Annotated in this window: 18 protein-coding genes and 1 pseudogene; 13 read left to right on the top strand and 6 right to left on the bottom strand. The window is 45.8% G+C overall.

All coding sequences use genetic code 11. From position 1 onward, the window contains the following. Positions 1-40: 40 nt before the first annotated feature. Genes NtB2_RS00430 through NtB2_RS00415 form a run of 4 tightly spaced genes read left to right on the top strand, consistent with a single transcriptional unit; the run spans position 41 to position 4140 of the window. Positions 41-508 carry a hypothetical protein gene (locus NtB2_RS00430; RefSeq protein ID WP_109244976.1) on the top strand — a complete coding sequence of 156 codons (468 nt, stop codon included), beginning with the start codon at positions 41-43 and terminating at the stop codon, positions 506-508. Beyond that, positions 501-1913, top strand: coding sequence for a 5-bromo-4-chloroindolyl phosphate hydrolysis family protein (locus tag NtB2_RS00425; protein ID WP_109244975.1), 1413 nt, complete (start codon positions 501-503; stop codon positions 1911-1913). The genes NtB2_RS00430 and NtB2_RS00425 overlap by 8 nt, the downstream gene beginning before the upstream one ends. 10 nt (positions 1914-1923) lie before the next feature. Beyond that, the gene (locus NtB2_RS00420) at positions 1924-2997 is read left to right on the top strand and encodes a toxic anion resistance protein (protein WP_109244974.1); all 1074 of its coding nucleotides are present in this window, start codon (positions 1924-1926) and stop codon (positions 2995-2997) included. Then, positions 2998-4140 (top strand): nicotinamide-nucleotide adenylyltransferase, encoded by a 1143-nt coding sequence (locus NtB2_RS00415; RefSeq protein WP_109244973.1) that lies wholly within the window; start codon positions 2998-3000, stop codon positions 4138-4140. A gap of 15 nt (positions 4141-4155) precedes the next feature. On the opposite strand, the gene NtB2_RS00410 is transcribed toward NtB2_RS00415, so the two are convergent. Genes NtB2_RS00410 through NtB2_RS00390 form a run of 5 tightly spaced genes read right to left on the bottom strand, consistent with a single transcriptional unit; the run spans position 4156 to position 7154 of the window. Continuing rightward, positions 4156-4650, bottom strand: coding sequence for a hypothetical protein (locus NtB2_RS00410; RefSeq protein ID WP_109244972.1), 495 nt, complete (start codon positions 4648-4650; stop codon positions 4156-4158). Next, positions 4643-5239 carry an ABC transporter ATP-binding protein gene (locus tag NtB2_RS00405; protein WP_109244971.1) on the bottom strand — a complete coding sequence of 199 codons (597 nt, stop codon included), beginning with the start codon at positions 5237-5239 and terminating at the stop codon, positions 4643-4645. The genes NtB2_RS00410 and NtB2_RS00405 overlap by 8 nt, the downstream gene beginning before the upstream one ends. Then, positions 5236-5727 (bottom strand): stage II sporulation protein M, encoded by a 492-nt coding sequence (locus NtB2_RS00400; protein ID WP_109244970.1) that lies wholly within the window; start codon positions 5725-5727, stop codon positions 5236-5238. The genes NtB2_RS00405 and NtB2_RS00400 overlap by 4 nt, the downstream gene beginning before the upstream one ends. Next, positions 5724-6836: a hypothetical protein gene (locus tag NtB2_RS00395; protein ID WP_109244969.1), complete on the bottom strand. Its 1113-nt coding sequence runs from the start codon at positions 6834-6836 to the stop codon at positions 5724-5726. Before NtB2_RS00395 ends, NtB2_RS00400 begins: the two co-directional genes overlap by 4 nt. A 48-nt stretch (positions 6837-6884) precedes the next feature. After that, entirely contained in the window at positions 6885-7154 is a 270-nt protein-coding gene (locus NtB2_RS00390) for an uberolysin/carnocyclin family circular bacteriocin (RefSeq protein ID WP_109244968.1), read from the bottom strand. A 236-nt stretch (positions 7155-7390) separates the two neighbouring features. Here NtB2_RS00390 and ald point away from each other — a divergent pair, with 236 nt between their 5' ends. The 9 genes from ald (at position 7391) to NtB2_RS00345 (ending at position 18687) form a co-directional block, all read left to right on the top strand. Further along, positions 7391-8506, top strand: a complete 1116-nt coding sequence (gene ald / locus NtB2_RS00385; protein ID WP_109244967.1) for an alanine dehydrogenase — start codon at positions 7391-7393, stop codon at positions 8504-8506. 430 nt (positions 8507-8936) lie between these two features. Next, positions 8937-9719 carry a MurR/RpiR family transcriptional regulator gene (locus NtB2_RS00380; RefSeq protein WP_109244966.1) on the top strand — a complete coding sequence of 261 codons (783 nt, stop codon included), beginning with the start codon at positions 8937-8939 and terminating at the stop codon, positions 9717-9719. Between the two features lie 69 nt (positions 9720-9788). Further along, positions 9789-12770: a beta-galactosidase gene (locus tag NtB2_RS00375; protein ID WP_109244965.1), complete on the top strand. Its 2982-nt coding sequence runs from the start codon at positions 9789-9791 to the stop codon at positions 12768-12770. A gap of 200 nt (positions 12771-12970) precedes the next feature. Beyond that, positions 12971-14380, top strand: coding sequence for a glycoside-pentoside-hexuronide (GPH):cation symporter (locus NtB2_RS00370; RefSeq protein ID WP_109244964.1), 1410 nt, complete (start codon positions 12971-12973; stop codon positions 14378-14380). Further along, positions 14370-15383 carry an aldose epimerase family protein gene (locus tag NtB2_RS00365; RefSeq protein WP_109244963.1) on the top strand — a complete coding sequence of 338 codons (1014 nt, stop codon included), beginning with the start codon at positions 14370-14372 and terminating at the stop codon, positions 15381-15383. Before NtB2_RS00370 ends, NtB2_RS00365 begins: the two co-directional genes overlap by 11 nt. Beyond that, the gene (locus NtB2_RS00360; protein WP_109244962.1) at positions 15384-16583 is read left to right on the top strand and encodes a galactokinase; all 1200 of its coding nucleotides are present in this window, start codon (positions 15384-15386) and stop codon (positions 16581-16583) included. It begins immediately after the preceding gene. A gap of 3 nt (positions 16584-16586) precedes the next feature. Beyond that, positions 16587-16997, top strand: coding sequence for a GH36 C-terminal domain-containing protein (locus NtB2_RS00355; protein ID WP_109244961.1), 411 nt, complete (start codon positions 16587-16589; stop codon positions 16995-16997). 5 nt (positions 16998-17002) lie between these two features. Further along, positions 17003-18472 (top strand): UDP-glucose--hexose-1-phosphate uridylyltransferase, encoded by a 1470-nt coding sequence (gene galT, locus NtB2_RS00350; RefSeq protein WP_109245149.1) that lies wholly within the window; start codon positions 17003-17005, stop codon positions 18470-18472. Next, on the top strand, positions 18469-18687 hold the full coding sequence (locus NtB2_RS00345; RefSeq protein ID WP_109244960.1) for a maltose acetyltransferase domain-containing protein: 219 nt from the start codon (positions 18469-18471) through the stop codon (positions 18685-18687). The genes galT and NtB2_RS00345 overlap by 4 nt, the downstream gene beginning before the upstream one ends. 15 nt (positions 18688-18702) lie before the next feature. On the opposite strand, the pseudogene NtB2_RS00340 reads toward NtB2_RS00345, so the two are convergent. Then, positions 18703-19842 (bottom strand): annotated as a pseudogene (locus NtB2_RS00340) (IS3 family transposase). Between the last annotated feature and the right edge of the window lie 571 nt (positions 19843-20413).

Raw genomic sequence — 20413 nt, 5'->3', positions numbered from 1 at the left:
AGGATGAATTAACATCCTCATTTTTTGATTGGAGTCGCAGATGTCTACTTCTAAAATTATGGTCTTGATTGGGAATATTATTGGGACCATCTATTCTTTATTTTTGGTCCTTACCGTACTTTCTTCCATGTTACTTGAGACGGAGCCTACGATGCAAGATGTGTCAGGTTCTCCTGCTTGGAAGATGTTTTTACCATTGATTGTTTTAATTTTTCTGGTTAATCTTGTTGCTTGGCTGGCCTTTATTCCTTTTGATGGCAAGAATCGGCGGAAATGGAGGATTTTCTTTTTAGTCTTGGGGATTATTAATGTCTTTCTCAATTTTATTTCTGCGGTATTCTATATCTTGGCTTTTGCCTTGATTGATAAAACTTATCAAGCGGTAAATCATTGCTTAACAGAAGAGGCTAAAGTGGCCCGATTATCAGATTTATCAGAGCTACTCAAAGATGGTGTTATAAACAAGGCAGAGTTTGAAAGTGAAAGTGAGCGACTGATTCATGAATAAGAAAAATGCTTTGAGGATTATCCTTTCAATCAGTGCTATTGTCGTTCTTTATCTCCTTTATGTTTTCATTAGTAATCCCATATATTTTATGGACTATCTCTTTGTCCTCTTATCTCATTTTTGGATTATTGCAATAGTAGTAGTCATTCTTGGCCTTGTTACTTTTTTTGTGATTAACCGTAATAGAGCTCAGATGGACGAAACCAGCGAAGTAGATGCTGAGACGGCCTATCGTTCGCAATTAGCAGCGATTGATGACCTTGATGAAACTTATAATGCCAGAGATCAGGAGCTTTATAAAGAGGCTAATTTTTCGGAAGCAGACACCAAACGTTTCTTAGAAAATTTGATAGAATCTAGGAAAGCCCTCGTAACCTGGAAATATAGAATGAGCCAATCGGGTAAGCTTCAAATCATTGAGGATATAACAAAAGGTTACGAGACGGCTGAAAAACGTATTGCCTACATCCGGAGAAATCCTCGGGAGATGCTCAAGGCTTCAGACCTGCTTTATAAGGAGCTGCCAGCTATTGTCAAACTGACGGATGAGTTGGATGCTAGTCCCAATCAAGGACAAGTCCTTAAATCAATCAGAGCTCTGTCAGAAAAAATCGCCGGGGCCGAGAATAGTGATGAGCTTAAAAATGTTAGCCCAATCTGGCAGGAAAGCTCCGCTCAAAAGCTATCCAAGCGGAAGAAGAATCCTTGGATGATTGGCCTTCTTGTTTTGGTAGTTTTGGCTACTGTCTCAGTGATTACTTCTCAAATATTAAAAATCTCGCAAAATCAATCGACTAATAAGAGTTTGAGTGCCTATCGTGTCCCTGAACAGGGAAGGAACAAGACTCTGATCACAAATTGGAGTTTGGATGATTTCAAAGTCTTGAGAGTCGGTGAAATTACAGGCGAAGGTGGGGAGAGCTTTGAGAGCCTCTATAAAAAATATGGGAAAGGCTACTATGCTTATCAAGGGAAGGACCAAATTAATGGAGAGAGCTATCTTACCAGAACAGTAAACTATCACTTTGATAAAAACATGGACCATTATGTCAGTCTGATATTTACTGGGAAAAATGAAGACCAGCTTTACCTTACGTCTGCTGAGGAGAAGGGCTTGGGGAATCCTGTCGGCTTACAGCTTTGGACAAAAGCAGTCTATGAAAAGATAGAGGTAGGAAAGTCCTGGGACGCTAATCATCCAACAGGAAGCCTATGGTCTGAGTTTAAGGATAAGGTAGGAGACCCTGACATGGTCAATATTTATCTTGTTTCAGGCCGAGCACAGGCAGATGAATTTTGGCATGATTCACAGGATTCTCAAAAATATATCAGCTTGGAGTTATCTGTTTTTTCAGATAGAACAACGAGAGTCACATATAAAAGTGCAACAGCAACATTAAAATAAGGGAGACAGCATGGAAAATCCAGTAGTAGAAACAATCAAGCTTGAGCCAGAAGAAGAGCAAAAGGTTAAGGACTTGGCTCTTGCGCTCAATCCAAAACAATCAGAGACGATTTCTAACTTTGGCTTGGAGGCTCAAAAATCTATGACTGAGTTCTCTACAAAGGTCTTAAACAGCGTCAAGACAAAGGACCTTGGAGAAGTGGGGACGAGTCTCAATGACCTCATGTTTCAGCTAAAAAATGCAGACCCATCTGATTTAACTCAAGAAGATAACCTTTTTGAAAAAATCTTCAAGAGGGCTAAAAAATCTATTTTTGACATCACAGCCAAATATCAGAAGATTGATGCGGGCGTGGAGCTTGTTTCCGAGCGACTTGACGAGCAGGCCAATCAGCTGATTGCCGACAATAAGACCTTAGACGGCCTCTATGAAGAAAACCTTAATTATTTCAAGGAGCTCAACCTTTATATTTCAGCTGCGGACCAAAAGTTGAAAGAACTTGAGTCAGAGACGATTCCGGCCTTGCAAAAGCGAGCAGAGGAAGAAAACAATCCTATGCTGACACAAGAGCTATCGGACTTGAAGGCCTTCCAAAATCGCCTGGATAAAAGAAAATACGACCTGACCTTGGCAAGGCAGATCAGTATTCAGCAGGCGCCACAGATTCGCTTGATTCAGTCAACCAATGCTGAGCTTTCGGATAAAATCCAGGCCTCTATCAACACAGCAATCCCCCTTTGGAAAAATCAGCTGACGGTAGCTTTGACCTTGCTCAATCAAAAGCAGGCCCTGTCTACGCAAAAGGCAGTTTCTGATACCACAAATAACTTGCTGATGAAGAATGCTGAGGCCTTGAAAACCTCAAGCATTGCAACGGCTCAAGAGCAGGAACGTGGTATCGTGGATATTGAAACATTGAAAGCGACTCAAGCTCGCTTGATCGAAACGATTGATGAGACATTGAAAATTCAAGCAGAAGGTAGCGAAAAACGGCGTCAATCAGAGGCAGAGCTTGCAGGTCTGGAAGCTGAAATGAAGGCCAAGCTCCTTAATCTGACCCAAGGCCATAAGGAAGAAGCTTAAATGATTACCAACAACATCTCCAAATCCAAACTCCAAGGCCGGAAAATCGGGGTCTACTTTGGGACCTTTGCCCCCCTGCACATCGGCCATCAGCAACAGATTTATAAATGTGCCGCCTTAAATGACGGCGTGCTCCTGGTTGTTTCCGGATATGAAAATGACCGGGGGGCCAAGGTTGGCCTCCATCTGGACAAGCGTTTCCGCTATCTTCGCGAGGCCTTTAATGATGAGGCGGTCGTCAAGGTCGCTAAGCTTGATGAGACGGGGATGCCTGCCATGCCTGAGGGCTGGGATGTCTGGGTGGCCAAGCTTTTTACTTTGATTGCTGAAAATACGGTCGAAGAGACGCTTGACATCACCTTTTATGTGGGCGAAGAAGACTATGTGACCGAGCTCAAGAAGCGTTTTCCTGAGGGCGATGGCAACAGCTATGCTGTCGAGAAGGCTGACCGGCACGACATCAAGATTTCTGCGACCAATATCCGGGAAAACTCGCTGGCCCACTGGAATGACATCAACCGGGTCTTCCGCCGGCATTTCTCTAAGGTCGTGACGGTTATGGGATCGGCTTCGACCGGCAAATCAACCATGGTCCGCCGGCTGGCCCGCTCGATCAACGCTCCATTTTCGGAAGAATATGCGAGAATCTATGAAGAGCAGGCCAATATCGATGACCCAGAGCTCAAGATGGACGACTACGCCCGCTTGATCACAGGCCAGTATGATGCTAATTCCCGGGAAATCAATTCTTCGGCTAATCAAGGCATCGTCTTCTTAGACACCGATGCGATTGTGACCAGGGTCTATGCCAAACTCTACCTGCCCCAGGAGGACTTTGAGCAGCTCGAGCCCTTATTTCAAAAGACCATCGCCGATGAGCGGATGGACCTGATTCTCGTGATTCCGCCGATTACTGACTATGTTGACGACGGCTTTAGAAACATGGACTGGGAGAGCTCCCGCCATGATTTCCACAGAGAGCTCATGCGACAGCTCGAGGAATTTGGCCTGATGGACAAGGTCGTGATCCTCGACGACTCCGGAGACCAGCGAGATGCCCAGGGCTACCTCAGTCGATACCATCATGCGATTGATGCGGTGAAGGCTTATACGGATATTGAGATTAAAAGGTTGGAAAAATAAGCTTGAGGTTGGTTATTAGTTGAAAATCCCCTGTGTCAGCAAAGGAACGATGTTGAAAATGCTATTTACAACCCCAATGATTAAAGAATCCTTAATGAGGATTTTTTTTGTGAGCAGATTATAGATTAAAAGTGTAAGAATAATATGAAAAACAGCCAACCAAATACTGTGTTGTTGTCCTGTTAAAAGATTGAGGAAGAGACTTAATAAGTTGCTCGTGCTTGTGGCGATAGCAATGGTAAGAAAGAGGTGTCCCACAGAAACTTCAAGATCAAAGAGGCCAAGAAAATATTTTGTGACTAGTAAGCTAATGAGGAAGACGACTACTGCATATATTAACACTAGGACGCCTTCAAAAATAAAGAGTTTTTGAGGATTAAAGACAAATAATTTTTGAATTTCTTGAAGATGATTTGAACGAGGGCTTGAACTGAAGAAAAATGCAGCCAACTGTGATAAGGGAACGCTGAGCATAACAAGTAGTTTTGTAATTTTTTCGTTTTTAGACAATGATGTCCTCCTTGAAGTCATTAATATTTAGTATGTTAATTTGTTCCTGAAAATAAGAGCTAAAGTTTTCGTGGCTAATTAAAATAATACAGCTCTCCTTCATTATGAGAAGTCGATTTTCTATCAGCTGTTTAGCCCTCTTATCTACACTGATGAAACTTTCGTCAATGATGACAAGAGAATAGGGGACTTCTGCATAGAGCAATGCAAGTCCAACCTTTTGTTTAGTGCCTAAAGAGCTTTCAGAATAAGGAACTTGAAGATGATCAGGGTTAGAAAAAAGCTCGCTGTAATCATCGGAAAGCTCTGATTTTATAAGTTTTGCAGCAAGCCGGATGTTTTCTTCGATGGACAAAAATGGAAAACCAATCCCTTCGTGACTAAGGAATAAAATTCTGTGTTTTGATGGATTATGGATGACCTGACCGGAGATTCGATGGTCGACACCGGCAAGGATATTCGCAAGCAGACTCTTACCCGATGCATTTTCACCTTGAAGCTGATAAATCTTGTTTTCAAAGATGAAATGATTAACCTTTAGGAAAGGCTTCCCGTTTATTTCCTTAACAAGTTTTTTGATTTCAATCATGTGATAAAGGCCTCCAAACCAGCACTCAATGCCATAATAGGAACTGTGCTGAGAAAGTAATATTTATTTTCTAATATGAAATTGAGAAGTACTTTAAGTGATTTTCTTTTTATATAGAGGTAAAGCAGACGATAGGACAGATATTGGTAAAACAAAATAAGTGGGAATTCAATCAAGCCATGCGGAAGGAGCTTATCAAAGGCATAACTGATGCCGAAATATTTGATTTCCTGAGAGATGATTAAAAAAGAATGTCCCCAGACAAAAAGGTAGTTCAGTGGAAACAGGAAAAAGGTAATGACTGTCTGGAGGTAATTGGTGATATTATGAGATAAGATGCTCCAAAAATACCATAAGCCCTGTTGAGGAAAGCTAGGCTCCTCTTTTGGAAAATCTGAAAATAAATAGGCAATCAAACTATAATACAGGCTGAGAATAACTAGATTAATTAGTAACCAGGGGATAAAATTCGTGAGTTTAATTTTCATGCGTAGACCATTGCTAAAATAATGAGGAGCAAAGCAACATACTCTTCAACAAAGTGTGGTCGTTTTTTCCTCTGCACGATGATGATATTATTTATGAAGTTATCATAAATAATTATTATAAAGTATCCTATAGGAGCTATGATAAGTTGTGAAAGGAGAGAGTTAGGGAAAACAAGGAGGCTGATAATGAAGCTAATGCACCAGGTAATCGTTCTAGCTGTAACTCCTCTACATACCCATTTCAGTATGCTTCTAGGTGTTACAGCTAGGAAGAGTTCCCGGCTAATACCGATGTTTTTTTCAAAAAGCAATATTTGAGAGTAGACGATGGACTCAAAAAACAAGAGAAGCAAAAGGAGGCTAACTGGGCTGGGATGCCATGGAAGACGAGAGCTAGAATATCCTAGCATCAAGAAGACGATTAGGCCAAAGAATAGTTTTGATTTCTCGTCTATTATACTTTTGAGGATAAAGTTCATATAGAAGCCTGAAGCAGATTTTTTAAGGTTTATACTTTTGAAAGTGCATGGGGAAAAACTTTTGAAATTTTTGATGTTAGTTTTAATTAAAATAATTGAAGATAATAGGAGGATTAGATCTTGGAAAATTGGGTGAACAAGGGGCAGGACTATATAATATGTTAAAGCACTACTTATTAAAATTATCCGAAAAATGATTTGATGAGTGTAGTAAAAGAAGTTGAGAATGCTGAAAATGCTGATGGAAATAAAGAGACTTGAATAAGCATAGTTGCCTGCCTCTCCTGAGATAAAGAAGAGCAATATAAGGAAGATGTGGTAAAAAATAAGACTTGGGAAAATCTCGTGCTTTATGAACATTAAAAGCATAAAGTAGCGGAATTTAGCTTGTCGATTTGCAAGATAGGCCTTAGGTGTGTGCTTAAAAGAAAGTCGAATATTCGCGGCATTATAAGCAATGATGGAGTAGCTCAACATTAATTGTCCGATAAGAAAAATATGCATATCTAGCTGAGTCGCGATGATGGCTAGAGCAAAAGCAAACAAAGCCTGCAAGGCAAGTTGAAGTTCAAAAAAGAACCATTGATTTCCATCTTTTTGATGATGAAATAAATTCCAAAGTGATTTCATAATAATTTCTCCAAAAAGCCTCTTCTCCAAGAGAAGAAGCTTGAAATTTTACCAAGAGGCTGCAGCAGCTCTACCGTATTTTTTGAGTAGTGCTTTTGCGGCAGCCAATAAAATGGCTCCCCAACCTGCGGTGCCACCCACAACAGCAATGATAGCAAATACCGAACCAGCACCTGCTGCAATGTCAATGATTTTCTTGGCAGCGTAGCCGCTAATGCCAAAGGTAGAGGCAAGGTCAATTTGTGGGAGCTGAGAGAAAACAATGACACCTGCAATCAAGAATAGACTGCTGAGGCCTAATTTTTTAAGTTTTTCCATTTGGATTCCTCACTTTATGAAAAGTTGTTTGATTTAAGAAATGGCAGTTGATTAGTCTCCTTTCTTCTGCTATGTTTTGCCATTCACCTACTATCCGATTTCTTTTATGATTGTCAACAAAAGAAGAAAAAATTTCTGATTCAAATTATTGACATTCTGAGAACAATTTAATAAAATGAAGGCGAGGAAAGAAAACGTTTACATTCTTTTAGAGAAAGAATAGAAAGAGGTCTGTTATGAAAATTGGTGTCCCTACTGAAATCAAAAAGTACGAGTACCGGGTTGGCCTATCGCCTGATTTTGCCCATGCCTATGTGGATGCTGGCCATGAGGTTTACATCCAGGCTGGAGCTGGCCTGGGCTCGACCTATGCTGATGCCGACTATGAAGCGGCGGGCTGTAAGATTTTGCCGACCAAGGAAGAGATTTGGGAGACCGCTGAGATGATCATCAAGGTCAAAGAACCGCTCGAGCCAGAATACAGCCTCATGCGGGAGGGGCAGATTGTCTATACCTACTTCCATCTGGCGGCGGATAAGGCTTTGACCAATGCTGTGCTTGACCGTAAGGTCGTGGCCATCGCCTATGAGACCATCCGTGACCGCAAGGGGGCTCTGCCATGTCTGGCCCCCATGTCTGAAATCGCTGGCCGGATGGCCATCCAAGAAGGGGCGAAATACCTCGAGCGGGCCTTTGGGGGCCGGGGCATCCTGCTTGGCGGTGTCTCAGGCGTCCTGCCGGCTAACGTCCTGATCCTCGGTGGTGGCGGTACGGTCGGTCAAAATGCAGTGGCCATGGCGGCAGGGATGCATGCTAATGTGACGGCGGTTGATGTCAATATTGACGCCCTGAGACAGATTGAACATGAATATCATGGCCAGGTCCATACTCTTTATTCTACGGATGCAGCTGTCCGTGAGCAGATTGCCCAGGCGGACTTGGTCGTCGGCTGTGCCCTGATTCCAGGTGCTGAAGCACCTCACTTGATAAAGAAGGAATACCTGCCGCTGATGAAGAAGGGGGCGGTTATCGTCGACGTCGCCATCGACCAGGGCGGGACATGCGAGACCAGCCATGTGACCTATCACGATGACCCTGTCTTTGAGGTCGACGGCATCGTCCACTACTGCGTGGGAAATATGCCAGGAGCTGTGCCAATTACTTCTACAGCAGCACTCAATAACTCTACCCTCCGCTATGGTCTGGCCATTGCAAACAAGGGCTACAAGGAAGCATTGAAGCAGGATCCAGGCCTCAAGCAGGGGCTTAATGCCCACCTTGGCGACCTGACTCTGGAGGCTGTGGCTAGGGAGTATGGGATTGAGTATAAGGTGGCAGATGCTGTGATATAGGGCGGGTTCGTTCCATTACAGAAATTCTACAAAAGCATAGTGGGGCCGGCAGCGAAGCCTGTGGCTTCCATGCCTAAAACGGGAGCCCTTTCGGTCTCCCGTTTTGCCTTATTCCACTATGTTTTGCAGAATTTCTTCCATTCCACTCATGCCTGTATATCGGGTATTGGGTATTTGAAAGTGTCCTAGCCTAGCGGAAGAAAATAGAAAAATAGCAGTGAGATAAGGCAAATCAGGAGACCCGTAGGGGCTCCTGATTTAGGAATGAAACCGCAAAGCGGTTTGCTTCCGGCCTCACTGCATTTTTATATTTTCTGGAGCGAAGCAACTCCCACCCGTAAAACACTCCCCAGAAAACTTTGACAAATCCCCAGCCATTAGATAAAATTAAGAGTAAGCATTTACATTTCAGAAAAAGAAAGGTATCGACATGGCGACTAAAGTCTTATCTAGTGCGGAAAAATATTGCTGGGAGATCATCCAGGACCACTATGATGAGATTCCAGAGCTCTCGATTTCAAAGCTTGCTGAGCTTTGTCATTGCTCGATTTCGACCATCAATCGGACCGTGCAAAAAAAGGGTTTTAAGGGCTATTCAGAATTTCGTTTTTATATCAAGGAAAAGCCGGTCTATGAAATCAAGGGCTTCTCGGCTGAGATTTCAGCCGCCATTGCCAAAAATGAAGAAGAGCTCTCCCGGACCATTACCAGCATCTCTGTAGCCAGTGTCGAGGCGGCCGTCTCCTGTCTTGAAGCGGCCAGTGACATCCTGATTTTTGCCCGGGGCCTCTCGATTGGGGCTGCGACTGAGCTCATGAGGAAGCTCGAGCTTTTTCACAAGCGGGCGGTCATCCATGACGACGGCGGTGCCATGGCCTATTATGCCAAACATGCTGGACCTGATAGCCTGATCATCGTCCTCTCCCTCTCAGGTGGCCGGGAGGAGATCAATCAGCCCCTGGCTGAAGCCAAGAAAAATGGGGCGAAGATCCTTGCCCTGACGGCTTCTCAGTGCTCTGAGCTGACCAGCCTTGCTGACATTTCACTGGTCGGCTATAAATCCAGCTATGAGGTCAATTACTTTGAGCTGGACGTCCACTCCAGGCTCCCTCTCTATATTTTGGAGCGTGTCCTGGTCGACGCCTACTCGATTTTTAAGAAACAACAAATTTTTGAAAAAGAAAAATTAGGAAAGATTTCCAGCAAATCATAAGATGTTGGAAATTTTTTATTGAAAAATTTGTTAAAGTTAGATTAAAGCGTTTTCATAAAGGAGAAAAAGATGACTCTATCACTGAAAGAAATCATGGCCAAAAAAGACTGGGAAAATCTGGAAGTCACAGCCATCAACCGTCTGGCGAGGCACACGCCAGTCAAGGGTTTTGAGGCGGAGAGCCTCGACGGCCTCTGGAGCTTTGAGCACTACGACAGGCCGGAAGCCATCCCGGAAAGCTGGCTGAAGGCCGAAAGCTCCACCCAGGAAATCCCCGTCCCGAGCAACTGGCAACTGGAGTACGCCGACCTGACAGATGTCCCCATCTACACCAATGTCGCTTATCCGATTCCAGTCAATCCGCCCTTTACAGCGGATGAAAACCCTGTCGGAGCCTATACTAAAAGCTTTGACATCTCAGAAGACTGGCTGGCCCAAGGACAAATCCACCTGACCTTTGAAGGGGTATCCTCTGCCTTTCACTGCTGGCTCAACGGCGACTATGTCGGCTATTCTGAAGATAGCCGGCTTCCAGCAGAATTTGATGTGACTGAGCAGGCCAAAGCCGGAGCGAATACGGTCAAGGTCCTTGTCCTCCGCTGGTCGAAGGGGACTTATCTCGAAGACCAGGACATGTGGCGGATGTCAGGAATTTTCCGCTCGGTTAAAATCGAGCAGCTGCCAGAGCTCTATCTGCAGGATTTTCAATATGAAAGCAAGCTCAACGAGGACTTTAGCCAGGCCATAGTCAGCTTCAAGGGGCAGCTGAATCAGGAGGCTGAGCACATCCTGACGCTCGAGCTCTTTGACAATGGCCAGTTGATTGACCAGGCTAAGGGCTTAAATGCCTGCTTGATTATCAATCAGCCCAAGCTCTGGTCGGACGAAGAGCCCCATCTCTATGACCTGAAAGTCAGCTTGGCTGATAGCTCAGGCAAGCTGCTCCAGCTTGAAGAGAAGAAGCTGGGCGTGAGGAAGGTCGAGATTAAAAAGGGTCAGCTCATGGTCAATGGCCGGGCCATCATGATTCGTGGTGTCAACAAGCATGAGTTTACCGCCGAGCATGGCTATGTCATCGACGAAGGGCAGATGATTGAAGACATTAGGCTGATTAAACAATATAATTTTAATGCCATCCGCTGTTCTCATTATCCAAATCAGAGCCGTTGGTATGAGCTTTGTGACGAATACGGCCTCTACCTGGTCGATGAGGCCAATATCGAGACCCATGGCATGGAGCCGATGAATCGGCTGACGGACGATGAAGCCTGGCGGGAGCAGATCATGGAGCGGGTCAGAGGGATGGTCGAGCGAGACCGCAACCACGTCTCAATCATCATCTGGTCGCTGGGCAATGAGTCAGGCTACGGGAGTAATCATCAGGCCTCCTATGCCTGGCTGAAGTCCAGTGACAAGACCCGGCCGATTCAGTATGAGGGCGGTGGGGCCGACAGTCCTGCGACTGACATCATCTGTCCGATGTACTCGAGGGTTGCTGAGACGGCCTCAACCTCGCCTCGCTCGCTTTATGACTGGCTGGGCAAGCCGGATGAAAATCGGCCGATTATTCTTTGCGAGTATGCCCATTCGATGGGAAATTCCTTAGGTGGCTTTGACAAGTACTGGCGGGAGTTTCGCCGGCAGCCGAGACTGCAGGGGGGCTTCATTTGGGACTTTGTCGACCAAGGCCTCTTGAAGGACGGCGAATATGCCTACGGTGGCGACTTTGGCGATAGGCCAAATGATCGTCAGTTTAGCCTGGATGGGGTCTTTTTCCCAGATCGGACGCCTAAGCCTGCGGCGATTGAAGTAAAGTACTGCCAGCAGTATTTCCAGTTTGAGGCGCTTCGGGACCAGCTTGGAAAGGTTATAGCGTTTGAGCTGACTTCTGAGTATTGTTTTAGAAAGACAGATAATGAAATTTTGAGCTATCAGCTGCTGGCAGACGGGGAAGTCTTGATGAGTCAAGAGCTTGACTTGGATTTGGAGCCTGAAGCAAGCCTGAAGATTGAGCTTCCAGAGCTTGATTTGACCGGCCGAGAAGAGCTTTATTTGAACCTGCAGGTGACCTTGAAAAATGCGACGACCTTTGCTCCAGCTGGCTTTGAAGTAGCTTCTGAGCAGTTGATTTTGGCTGAGGGAATGCCAAGCTTTGAAGCTCCTTCGAGCTCTGGAAGCCTTGAACTAGTGCGGGCAGATGGAAAAGTTCAGGTCAAGACAGCTGGAGCCAGCTTTATCTTTGACCAGACAAGCGGCGAGCTCAGCCAGGTCTATGATAAATCTGGCAGAGAGCAACTTCTCAGCCCAATGACCGAGCAATTCAGCCGGGCCGCCCTGGACAACGATATCGGTGTCAGTGAGGTCGAACACATTGACACCAATGCCTGGTATGAACGCTGGAAGACGGCGGGATTCTATGACTTAAAAGCAGGCCTACAGGCCTTTGAGAGCCTGGAGGCCGACCAGCTTGTCCTGGTCACAAGTCAGCATGAATACTGGGCTAAGGACCAGCTGGCCTTTCAGACTGAGCGGACCTATCAGATTAGTCCAGAGGGAAAAATGAAGCTGTCTGTCAATGTTAAACGGAATATCCAGCTTCCTGCTCCAGCCAGAATCGGTCTCAGCCTTCACTTGGCAGAGACAGCGGCAGCCTTTAGCTACAAGGGCCTAGGCCCTCACGAGAATTATCCAGACCGCCAGGCTTCAGCCCAGCAGGGCCACTGGAAGCTCCAGCTGGCAGAAGGCTACACGCCTTACATTTTCCCATCAGAAAATGGGCTCAGGTCTAAGGTTACTACCTTGAAGGTTGGTAGCCTCCAGCTGACCGGCTCAGATTTCTACTTCAACCTGAGCTCATACAGCCAGGCCCAGCTCCAAGCCAGCAGCCATCGCCAGCTCCTTAAGCCAGAAGCCGGGCTCTATCTTAACGTCGACGGACAGCACATGGGGATTGGCGGGGATGATTCTTGGAGTCCGAGTGTGAGTGCTGAGTTTTTGTTGGATAAGGCGGAGTATAGCTATGCACTTGGATTTGATTTTTCAGGACAATAAATCCGAATGTTGCTGGATTTCTGGAAGGAAACGACGCTCGCCCTCTACTTGTCTAAAAATATCAAACAACTTATAAAATCCGGAAAGATTTCCCAATGATTTTTCATTGTCGGAAACCTTTCCTTTTTTGATTCTGCTATACTGAAAAATGTAAGCGGTTCAACATACCGTGGAAAGTAAAATTTAAGGAGGTTCCCATTTTGAAAGAGGGAAAAATGAAACAGCGTCTATCTTACGCACTGGGTGCGCTTGGGCATGACACCTACTACTATGCCATCTCGACATTCTTCATCGCCTTTGTCACCGGACAGATGTTTGCAGGTGACCCGCATGAAGACCAGATGATTGTCTTAGTGACAAATCTAGTGGTCTTCATCCGTCTGGTTGAAATCATCTTTGACCCGATCATCGGTGGCCTGATTGACAACACCCACACCAAAATCGGGAAGTTCAAGCCTTGGCTGATTGCCGGTGGTCTTGTGAGCTCAGTGATGATCATCCTCATGTTCTCCCGCTTCTTTGGCCTTGCATCCAGCGACCACAAGGTGCTGTTTACCATCCTCTTCATCATTGCCTTTATCATCCTGGATGCCTTCTACAGCTTTAAGGACATCGCCTTCTGGTCAATGATTCCAGCCCTGTCTGAAAAGAACTCAGAACGTGAAACGCTCGGGACCTTCGCCCGTTTTGGCTCAGCCATCGGGGCCCAAGGAGCGACAATCCTTGCTATCCCTATCGTTCTTGCCTTTACCATGGGCGGGCGTGACCAAGGAGCCCGTGGCTTCTTCGCCTTTGGGATTATCGTAGCAATTGTGCAAGGGGTCACCGCCCTCATTACCGCTTGGGGAACCAAGGAACAAAAATCTGACATCCGTCAAGAAGGTGAGAAAACCTCTCCTAAGGATATCTTCAAGGCCCTGGTTAAAAATGACCAGCTCATGTGGCTCTCCCTCTCATACATTCTCTTTGCCGTTGGCTATGTGGCCACTACAGCAACATTGATTCTCAACTTTACCTTTGTCGTCGGAAATGCTAAACTTTATTCAATCACAGGTATTGTAGGATTTGTCGGCTCTATCATCCTGGTACCACTCTTCCCAGCCCTGGCTAAGAAATTTGGCCGTCGCAAGGTCTTCACAGGTGCCATCATCTCTATGCTCATCGGTATGGCCCTCTTCCTCTTTGGGGCGAGCGTGCCTACCACTGTCCTCGGGCTGATCTTCCTGACCGCCCCTTACCAGCTGGTCTTCCTCTCAGTCTTGATGACCATCACTGACTCAGTAGAATACGGCCAATGGAAAAACGGTGTCCGGAATGAAGCAGTAACGCTTGCCATGCGTCCTCTTCTTGATAAGATTGCCGGTGCCTTCTCAAACGGAATTTACGGGTTCGTAGCCGTCGCTGCAGGCATGACAGGAACCAGCTTCCACGCAGGGACTCACTACGGCGTTGGCATCTTCAAATTCTACGTCTATGTGATTCCAGCCATCCTCATGATCATCTCACTGGTCATCTACCTGGCGAAGGTTAAATTGACTGAAAAACGCCACCAAGAAATCGTGGCTGAACTCGAAGCAAAATATGGAGCAGAAACAACAAATGAAGATTGAAACAAATGATTTTGGGGCAGGAACTGTCCTCATCCGCCTGACCAATAAATCAGGACAAAGCATTGCCTTCAGCAATCTGGGGGCCCGTGTTGTCGACTGGAATATCGACGGCCGGCAAATCGTGCTGGGCTTTGATTCAGCCCAGGAATACCTGGACAAGGATGCCTATCCTGGGGCGACCATCGGCCGGACCGCAGGACGTGTAACCAATGGAATCATCCATGTCGACGGCCAAGACATCCAGCTCCCGCAAAACGAAGGAGAGCAGACCCTCCACGGCGGGCCAAAAAGCTTTGAGACTAAGGTCTGGGACTATGAAATTATAGACGATGCTGTGAAATTCACGCTGACATCTCCAGACGGCGACAATGGCTATCCCGGCAATCTCAAGGTCACAGTCATCCACCGCTTCGACGAGGCAGGTGACTGGACCATCGAATACGAGGCCATCTCTGACAAGGATACCGTCTTTAATCCAACCGGCCACGTCTACTTTAACCTGGCTGGTGACGCTAGCCAGCCTATCGACGACCACCAACTCAAAATATCAGCGAGTCGCTTCGTGCCTTTGAAAGACAAGACTGAGTTGGTCCGAGGCGACATTGTCGACGTCACTGGCACTGACTTTGACCTGAGAGAGGGCCTTTCTCTCAAGCAGGTCTTTGCCTCCGATGACGCTCAAATCCAGCTGGTAGACGGCTTTGACCATCCCTTCCTACTGGATGCTCCGAGCTTGAGCACTGAGCAGGCCAGCCTCAGCTATGAGGACCTGACCATCTCTGTCAAGACTGACCAGCCAGCCCTCGTGATATTCACGGCCAACTTTGGCGATATTCCAACTGAATTCCGGGGCAAGAAAATTGCTAACCACGGCGGGATTACCTTTGAATCTCAGGTCTCTCCAGGTTCTGAGCTTATCCCAGAGCTTGGTGACATCAGCCTCAGGGCAGGCGAGCTCTACCAATCACAAACGATTTATTCTCTAAGAAAGCAGGAAAAATAAATGTCTATTGTTGTTGATAATTCTGAAATCTTAACAGGCTTGAACCATCAATTTGCCAAGGTCTTTGGTGATACTGAAAATGTCGAATATTTCTTCTCGCCAGGCCGGATTAATCTGATTGGCGAACACACTGACTACAACGGTGGCTACGTCTTCCCAGCCTCTATTACCATCGGAACGACTGGCCTTGCCCGCCTCCGTGACGACCAGAAGGTCCGTCTTTACTCTGTGAATTTTCCAGATGCTGGCGTCCTCGAATTTGACCTGGCCGACGTGAAAGACAAGAAGGATGGCGAATGGATCAACTATGTCAAGGGGATGATTGTCGCCCTCGATGAGGCCGGATACAGCATTGACAAGGGCTTTGAACTCCTTGTATCAGGTGAAATTCCTACAGCATCAGGCCTATCAAGCTCAGCTTCACTTGAGCTCCTGGCGGGCGTTGTCCTTGAAAACCTCTTCAAGCTCGATGTTTCCCGCCTTGAGCTGGTCAAACTCGGTCAAAAAACAGAAAATGAATACATCGGTGTCAACTCAGGCATCCTCGACCAGTTTGCCATTGGCTTTGGCGAAATCGGCAAGGCCATCCTGCTCGACTGCAATACGCTCAAGTATGAGATGGTACCGGCCGAGCTTGGCGACTATGACATTGTCATCATGAATACCAACAAGCCCCGTGCCCTGACCGAATCTAAATACAACGAACGTTTCGCTGAAACCCGTGAGGCCCTGAAACGCGTACAGGCTGAGCTCTCTATCGGCTCCCTCGGCGAGCTCTCCAATGAAGACTTTGACAGCAAGGCTGTGCCTTTGATTGATGACGAGACCCTGGTCAAACGGGCTCGGCACGCTGTCTATGAAAACAACCGCTGTAAGGTGGCTCAAAAAGCCTTTGTGGCCGGCGACTTAGAAGAATTCGGTCGCCTGCTCAACGCCAGCCACGCGTCACTCAAAGAAGATTACGAGGTCACAGGACTTGAGCTTGATACTTTGGCTGAGACCGCTCAGAAGCAGGAAGGTTGCCTGGGTGCCCGGATGACCGGTGCCGGCTTTGGTGGCTGTGCCATCGCCCTCGTCAAACACGATAGTGTCCCAGCCTTTGAAAAGGCTGTCGGCGACGTTTACGCAGAAAGCGTCGGCTACCCAGCTAGCTTCTACGTCGCTCAAATCGGCTCAGGAGCAACCCAACTGGAGGTATAGCCTATGGCTATTATCGTTGATGAAAAAAACAGACTATTTAACCTCGAGACGGAACATTCGATCTATCAGATGAAGGTCGGGGCCTTTGAACACCTCCTCCATCTCTATTATGGGACAAAGATTCCGCCTGAAGACACAGGCTACCTGTTGACCTGTCCTTTTGAGACAGCTTCGAGCATCTGGCAATTTGTCGCCAAAGACCAATCAGAAAGCCTCTTGAACATGGTCTTGACCGATGTTGAGGGCAATAGCCCTTATAACTACGTCAAGCTCCAAGGCCTCGACCCTGAGGCGATTTATCAAATCGATGGGGCCGAGTCCTACCGGGGCAGTCTCCTCATGCGGGCCGGCCTCCGCCTGCCACAGAGCATTGGAGATTATCCCGCTTATCAATTCCACATAAAGAAAGTTTAGTTATGATGAATCCTTACCAACTGATAACAGCCTTTGTAGAGCTGGCCGTCAAAAATGGGGCCGCTGAGCCAGAGGACAAGCTCTATCTGAGAAATCAACTCCTGCATTTTTTAGGCCTCAATGACTGGCAGGAGACTGAGCCTATGACCGCCGACTCGCTCGAGCTCCTCGACGGCCTGATGGCAGTGGCTTCGGAGAATGGGGCCTACGCTCTCGGTCAGGAAGACTTTTATCAGGAGGCCCTGATGGATTTCATCACGCCAAGACCCAGTCGGGTTAATCGGGACTTCTGGGAGGCCTATCAAGCCAGCCCAGAGGAAGCGACCGACTATTTTTATGGTCTAGCAAAGACGGTCAATCAGGTAAAGACTCGAGAAGTAGCCAGAAACATCGCCTACAGCTATCCGTCAAAATACGGTGAGCTGGAGATTACGATTAACTTATCAAAGCCTGAAAAAGACCCCAAGGCCATCGCTGCGGCGAAAAATCAGGCCAGCTCGAGCTACCCGCTTTGTGCCCTCTGCATGGAAAACGAGGGCTTCTACGGTGATGCCCACAAGGCCGCACGGAGCAACCACCGGATTGTCCGCCTAGAGCTGGGGGGGCAGGACTGGGGCTTCCAGTACTCACCCTATGCCTACTACAATGAGCATTCGATCGTGCTCAATCAAAAGCACCAGCCCATGAAAATCAATCGGACCAGCTTTGAAAATCTGCTCTCATTTTTGGAAAAATTCCCCCACTATATGATTGGGAGCAATGCTGACCTGCCGATTGTCGGCGGTTCTATCTTGAGCCACGACCACTACCAGGCCGGTTGTCACGACTTTCCAATGGCCAAGGCTGGCCTCCGTGAGACCTTCAGCCTGGAGCAATTTCCAAATCTGGAAGCAGGCATTGTCAACTGGCCTATGTCAGTGATCCGGCTGACCTCGAGCGATAAGGCAGAGTTGCTGGATGCCAGTGACTATATCCTGAGCCAATGGCGAAGCTATTCTGACGAGGCTCGGATGATAAAGGCAGTGGACGCTGATGGTACGCTCCATCATACCATCACACCGATTGCCCGGATGCGGGCAGGCCACTTTGAGATGGACCTGGTCCTCCGGGATAATAATGTCTCGGAGGCCTATCCTGACGGCATTTTCCACCCTCATCAGGACAAGTTCCATATCAAGAAGGAAAACATTGGCCTGATTGAGGTCATGGGCCTCGCCATCCTGCCACCCCGCCTCAAGAGTGAGCTCGAAGAGGTTGAGAAATACCTCCTGGGCCAGGAAAATAAAATTGCCGAAATTCATAAGGCCTGGGCAGACCAGCTCAAGGCGACAGAAAATATCAGTCCAGAACATGTCAAATGTATCGTCCAACAGGCTGTCGGCCAGGTCTTCATGGAGGTCCTAGAAGACGCCGCTGTCTTTAAGGCAGATGCAGATGGCAAGGCTGGCTTCCAGAAATTTATTGAGAGCTTATGAAGAAAGAAAAATTAAAACATCAGCCTGATGGGGTCATCTACGACCCGGCTGACCCAGCCCTTATCCAAGAGCAGCAGGCTTGTCAGACCTTGATGGAGGCCTATAATCAGACCACTGTGACGGATGAAGCCCGCCAGCAGGAGCTTCTTCAACAGATGTTCGCTGAAGTAGGCGAAGATAGCTTCATCCAGCCTGGACTAATGTCAAATAATTAGACACGAAAATGGAAATTAATTTTTAAAATAATCCATTTCTTTCTGATTAGGAGTTAATCCATTATTGGCAGAATGAGGATTATAGTTATTATAAAATTGTTCAATATACTCAAAGCAAGATAGTCTCACTTCATCAATTGAGGTGAATCTTCTTCGATTGATTTCACGTTGCTTAAGATACTTGAAAAAGACCTCAGTGACTGCGTTATCATAAGGATATCCTGGTTTAGAATAAGACGGCATTAACTGATGTTCATCCAACAGTCTTCGAAATTCCTTGGATTTAAACTGGCTGCCTTGGTCAGAGTGGAAAATAATTGTTTCAGTTGGTCTTCTTGTATTAACTGCGATTTGTAATGTATCACAGGCTAATTTGGCATCAATTTTATCGCTAATTTTCCAAGCAATACATTTTCTAGAGTAGAGATCAAGAATAGCGCAAAGGTAAACGTGTCGTTTGTGGCCAATAGAAATATAAGTGAAATCAGTCGTCCAGACTTGATTGGGAGATTTAGGATTAAATTCTTGTTTAAGTAAGTTATCAGAAGAAAATTCAGGCGGTTTTCTTGATTTGAAACGAGGCTTAGTCGTTGACATTTTGGGAAGATTCATTGACTTCAAGAGTCGATAGATTCTTCCCTCCGAGATATTGATGCCATAGTCACGCAGTAGTATGATTTTAAAAGCTCTTGTTCCAATTCTTTTCTTGGCTTTCATATAAATTTCAAGAAGTAGTTTTCTAAAGCGTTGATTATCAATGTCACGCTTAGATGGCTTTCTGTTAATGAAATGATAGTAGGGTTGACCGATTGACATGTAAAACACGACAGAGAGTAACTGTCGTGTGTTCAAATCGTAACCGATAGACTGCTTTAATTCTTATTTGGAGTTTTGCATGAATATGGCACTTGCTTTTTTTAAGATGAGGTTTTCCTCTTCTAATTGAGCATTTCTTTTTTGAAGTTCTTGAATCTGTTTTGCAGTAAGAACAGAATTATCCTCAAGTTTAACCTCAGAGAATTGTTTGACCCATTTAGAGAGAGCAGAGCCTGAAACGCCGTAATCTCGGCAGAGGTCTGATTGAGTTTTACCAGCAATGTGCAGGTCGACGAGAGATTTTTTAAATTCATCATCGTATCTTTTAAATTTAGACATAGAAAGGTTTCCTTTTTAATGTTTATTAAACAGATTATAACATACGTTTATCTGTCCACTTTTATAGTATAGCTCCAGATTACATTGACATTGTTTCACGTCCACACGAACCAATAATGCCAGGTCGTTTGACGCAAGATGGTAATTTTATAAAATAATAGTTATTCGTTATGTAGAAAAATTAGTTCTCATTAAAATTTAATAGTAAATGATGTAATAATTCCTTGAAATTTATGCGTTTTTTTGTTATACTCAAAGCATTAAATTGAAGATAATAAAATAAGCGCCTTAGCACAAACTAAGACGCTGAGAGTAAAACAATTCGAACTTGCTTTACTCAACGGAGATAATTTTACATGATTCCTGTAAAATAATCAAGGCTGAGGGCAGCGAGTGTATGTTCTCAGTTTTTTTATTAAATTTTGCAATATCTGCTTAATGCTAGAAAACTATGTATAGTGGTATTCTAACCAAAACTGAGACGGAGTCTTTTTTTAAACTTTTGTTGAGATTTATATCACGGTGTGTTATAATGATTACATAAAATTAAAAAGCGGTAATTTATAAAAAA

Source organism: Lactococcus termiticola (assembly GCF_003116835.1).
Classification (GTDB): Bacteria; Bacillota; Bacilli; order Lactobacillales; family Streptococcaceae; genus Lactococcus; species Lactococcus termiticola.
This window is presented reverse-complemented; position numbering and strand designations above follow the sequence as displayed.

Bases quoted from the DNA above. Each gene is read 5' to 3' on its own strand.
- NtB2_RS00430 (WP_109244976.1), top strand. From the start codon at position 41: ATGTCTACTTCTAAAATTATGGTCTTGATTGGGAATATTATTGGGACC.
- NtB2_RS00425 (WP_109244975.1), top strand. From the start codon at position 501: ATGAATAAGAAAAATGCTTTGAGGATTATCCTTTCAATCAGTGCTATT.
- NtB2_RS00420 (WP_109244974.1), top strand. From the start codon at position 1,924: ATGGAAAATCCAGTAGTAGAAACAATCAAGCTTGAGCCAGAAGAAGAG.
- NtB2_RS00415 (WP_109244973.1), top strand. From the start codon at position 2,998: ATGATTACCAACAACATCTCCAAATCCAAACTCCAAGGCCGGAAAATC.
- NtB2_RS00405 (WP_109244971.1), bottom strand. From the start codon at position 5,239: ATGATTGAAATCAAAAAACTTGTTAAGGAAATAAACGGGAAGCCTTTC.
- NtB2_RS00400 (WP_109244970.1), bottom strand. From the start codon at position 5,727: ATGAAAATTAAACTCACGAATTTTATCCCCTGGTTACTAATTAATCTA.
- NtB2_RS00395 (WP_109244969.1), bottom strand. From the start codon at position 6,836: ATGAAATCACTTTGGAATTTATTTCATCATCAAAAAGATGGAAATCAA.
- NtB2_RS00390 (WP_109244968.1), bottom strand. From the start codon at position 7,154: ATGGAAAAACTTAAAAAATTAGGCCTCAGCAGTCTATTCTTGATTGCA.
- ald (WP_109244967.1), top strand. From the start codon at position 7,391: ATGAAAATTGGTGTCCCTACTGAAATCAAAAAGTACGAGTACCGGGTT.
- NtB2_RS00380 (WP_109244966.1), top strand. From the start codon at position 8,937: ATGGCGACTAAAGTCTTATCTAGTGCGGAAAAATATTGCTGGGAGATC.
- NtB2_RS00375 (WP_109244965.1), top strand. From the start codon at position 9,789: ATGACTCTATCACTGAAAGAAATCATGGCCAAAAAAGACTGGGAAAAT.
- NtB2_RS00365 (WP_109244963.1), top strand. From the start codon at position 14,370: ATGAAGATTGAAACAAATGATTTTGGGGCAGGAACTGTCCTCATCCGC.
- NtB2_RS00360 (WP_109244962.1), top strand. From the start codon at position 15,384: ATGTCTATTGTTGTTGATAATTCTGAAATCTTAACAGGCTTGAACCAT.
- NtB2_RS00355 (WP_109244961.1), top strand. From the start codon at position 16,587: ATGGCTATTATCGTTGATGAAAAAAACAGACTATTTAACCTCGAGACG.
- galT (WP_109245149.1), top strand. From the start codon at position 17,003: ATGAATCCTTACCAACTGATAACAGCCTTTGTAGAGCTGGCCGTCAAA.
- NtB2_RS00345 (WP_109244960.1), top strand. From the start codon at position 18,469: ATGAAGAAAGAAAAATTAAAACATCAGCCTGATGGGGTCATCTACGAC.